This window comes from Chitinophaga sp. 10T418, from assembly GCF_056394125.1.
On the sequence record NZ_JBFTHG010000075.1, the window covers coordinates 1 to 371 of the forward strand.

At 52.3% G+C, this 371-nt stretch carries 1 protein-coding gene; it reads left to right on the plus strand.

Translation table 11 applies throughout. The features are described 5' to 3' along the window. Positions 1 to 25: 25 nt before the first annotated feature. On the plus strand, positions 26 to 371 hold a 346-nt coding region (locus AC1DCV_RS35830), incomplete at its 3' end, for a hypothetical protein (protein WP_477027690.1).

The window sequence follows — 371 nt, forward strand, 5'->3', positions numbered from 1 at the left end:
GCCTCCAATATTTTAAGCCGCGTGTATGATGGCACGGCGCGCCTCCAATATTTTAAGCCGCGTGTATGATGGCACGGCGCCTACTATTACAGCCGTAGATGTACCTGCCAACGGCACTTATCACCTCGGTGAAGGGCTCCGCTTCAAAGCACATTTCAGTGAGTCTATCGTTGTAACGGGCACGCCTACGCTCGATATCACTATTGGTGGCACTACCCATCAGGCTACCTATCAGGGCGGCACTGGTACAGATACATTGGGTTTCCTCTATATAGTGCAGGCCGGAGATGTAGACATGGACGGCATTACCCTGGGCGCTGCGCTCACAGGTACTATAAAAGATGCAGCCGGTAACAATGCCGTACTTACAC